Source organism: Bacteroides sp. 519, assembly GCF_010500955.1.
GTDB lineage: Bacteria > Bacteroidota > Bacteroidia > Bacteroidales > Bacteroidaceae > Bacteroides.
Genome location: NZ_QVMJ01000060.1, coordinates 1,231 through 3,956, shown reverse-complemented (window position 1 = coordinate 3,956; position 2,726 = coordinate 1,231). Strand labels below are relative to the sequence as shown.

At 36.4% G+C, this 2,726-nt stretch carries 3 protein-coding genes; 2 read left to right on the top strand and 1 reads right to left on the bottom strand.

Annotated features, from left to right (window positions below):
- Positions 1-670 precede the first annotated feature (670 nt).
- Complete coding sequence (locus D0T85_RS21875; protein ID WP_163215651.1) at positions 671-1,231, top strand: sugar O-acetyltransferase; 561 nt, start codon at positions 671-673, stop codon at positions 1,229-1,231.
- On the opposite strand, the gene D0T85_RS21870 is transcribed toward D0T85_RS21875, so the two are convergent.
- Entirely contained in the window at positions 1,212-1,811 is a 600-nt protein-coding gene (locus D0T85_RS21870) for a 5'-methylthioadenosine/S-adenosylhomocysteine nucleosidase (protein ID WP_163215650.1), read from the bottom strand. The genes D0T85_RS21875 and D0T85_RS21870 overlap by 20 nt on opposite strands.
- A gap of 516 nt (positions 1,812-2,327) precedes the next feature.
- Here D0T85_RS21870 and D0T85_RS21865 point away from each other — a divergent pair.
- A complete protein-coding gene (locus tag D0T85_RS21865; RefSeq protein WP_163215649.1) occupies positions 2,328-2,621 on the top strand; it encodes a hypothetical protein in 294 nt (97 codons plus the stop codon).
- Positions 2,622-2,726: the final 105 nt, after the last annotated feature.

Below are 2,726 nucleotides of genomic sequence, written 5' to 3'. Positions count from 1 at the left end.
ATAGTTCTGAGGCTTGCATAAAATATTATATAAAAATTAAATGCAAAGATACAGAACAAGGAAAAGACAATATAGGCGACAAAGCGGAGACGCTTACACTCAAAGTATCATAGAACAAAAACAGTTTCATTATAACTTGAGCTTAAAAAACTAGTAGTTTCATTTTGTTTTCTACCAATGAAACTATTCGTTTTCTATATAGGAAACAACTAGTTTCATGCATAGAAAACAAGTAGTTTCCTATATAGAAAACAGTTGGTTTCCTACCGTGAAACCGTTGGTTTCCTACTGTGAAACAGTTGGTTTTGTATAGAGAAACAAAAGGCATCCTACAGAGAAGCAAAAACAGAATAACCGAATAACTAATGGTTTGATTTATGAAATCTCCAGTGAAATGTAATATATAAAATTGTGTATGAGATAGTTATGAGTGGCAAGCGGTGGATTTTGAGTGAAGGGCTATGATACTTGTAATGGTACTTATGTTTTACTTTTTGGGTATCTATCATAATGTATCATATTGAAATTCAGTTCAATAGGTGCGTTATGATACTTATGATGGTTTTTTAGGCAAAAATCTTCTGTAGGAGATATGGTTTTCTGATTCATTTGCTTATTCATTTGCTTTTTTATAACTTCGTTGAATTACAAATTACAAAACAAGTAAACTATGACCGAGAAAGAAAAAGCTTATGCCGGATTATTATACGATTTTGCTGGCGATCCTGAATTGCAGGAAGCATACTCGAATGCAAAAAACAAATGTTTTGAATTCAATAACATCCCTCCTTACCAAAAAGAGGAAAGAGATGCTTTTATCAAACAATTCCTTGGGAAAACAGGAAACGTTATCAACATTATTTCTCCCTTTCATTGCGATTACGGATATAATATTGAAGTCGGAGAGAATTTCTTTGCCAATATGAATTTAGTTGTTCTTGATGCAGCGAAAGTAAAGATAGGCGATAATGTATTTATAGCCCCCAATGTAGGTATCTATACAGCCGGACATCCATTTGATATTGAGCAACGTAACCAAGGATTGGAGTATGCCTATCCGGTAACAATAGGCAATAATGTTTGGATAGGTGCCCAGGTGGCAATTTTACCCGGAGTAACCATTGGCGATAATACGGTAATAGGAGCGGGAAGTGTTGTAACCAAGGATATCCCTGCCGGGGTATTGGCTGTGGGAAATCCTTGTAAAGTTATCAGGCAAATAGCAGAGTAGGCTCTGAACTTGCCGGCAGGTTTTTCTTTACCCATTCGGTAAGGTGCTTGCGTGCATCACTCAGTTTATCTTCCCAATGCTTAACTGAGTTTTGCCCAACTATGTCTGTTACATACTTAACAGCGATAAACGGTATGTTAAATTCTTTGCATACCAACGCCTGAGCGTAGGCTTCCATATCAATAACATCTTCGTGAAATGCAGCCACTTCGGTAATAAACGTATCGCCTGTACTGCATGTGCCAACCTTGTTTTGTTTATCGCACAGCCATGTAGTAAGGGTTTTATATTTAATATCTGTTTCCCCTATTTCGTACTCCAATCCCGGAAGCTGGGTGCTTTGGTAATCTCTGTCTATAAACTTATTGCATATAAATGTATCGCCAACATTGTGTGCAAGTGTTCCGGCTGTTCCTATATTGAGTACAAAGTCGGGCTTAAAAAGTATTACTGCTTCGGTAAGTCGCATTGCCGATTTGGCTTTACCAACCCCGGTAATAACATATTTAATATTCCAACCATCTATTGTGATAGGAGTAAATTCCTGGTTTACTGCGTAAGTGATAATAATTGTATTCATAGTGTTTTTATTTGCAAAGGTACAACACTTTTTTACATATACATACTCATTTTTGGTTTGTTTATGTAGGATTTTATTGAATGAAAATCAGTGGATTTGGAGTCGTTTTGAAGTTCCCTTTATGTAGTGTAATTGTCCGTCTTATCTAAAGAGACGGACGTCGTTGATGGCACAAATGTATAACTTTTGGTTTTATTGTGCAATATATGGCCTCTTTTTTAACGAGATCGGCTAAAAGTGTTAAAGAACAAAAAACAAACAAATTTCTAATATAATAGGTGATATAGAGTTATTTTTGTCAATAATAGCTTACTTTATCAGTTGTCTCGATACGTTAGAATTAACCTTTATTAATCTTTGGCGCATTATTCTAACTCCGCAGTAGTTCTTTTTATCTTCCGTTTTTTGTACGTGGCACGTGATTGTTGAAAAATATCGTACAATAATCCCCTTTAGTCTCTTAAAATGAAATGTCCGTCTCTTTAGATAAGATGGACATTTAACGACTAGAGTACAATGTTAGACAAGAAGACTTTATATGTAATTTACCTGCTTCATAAAGCAAGTAATTTATGCTCCGGTACTCCTTCCTTGGAAGAAATGCGTTTGCATGGCTATCTTTCTGGTTCTGGGCGTATTACCCGTAGTCTTGACGTATCTTCCTTAGTATCCATATTGAACGAAGTAAGTAAGATCATTGATCCCATTCTTGCCAATGCAGAATGTAAGGTCGAGTTCCCTCGTACCCGTCGGCAGTTCAATCACAGTTATAAACTTTGGCTTTCCAGTATTCACGACACACAAATGTAAAGAAATTATGCGTACCCGAATAATACTAATATTCATCCTTGTTTTCACACTGGCCCCGGGGGTTCTTCGTTCTCAAGACCTGAGCACCTACCGTCTCTATGATCC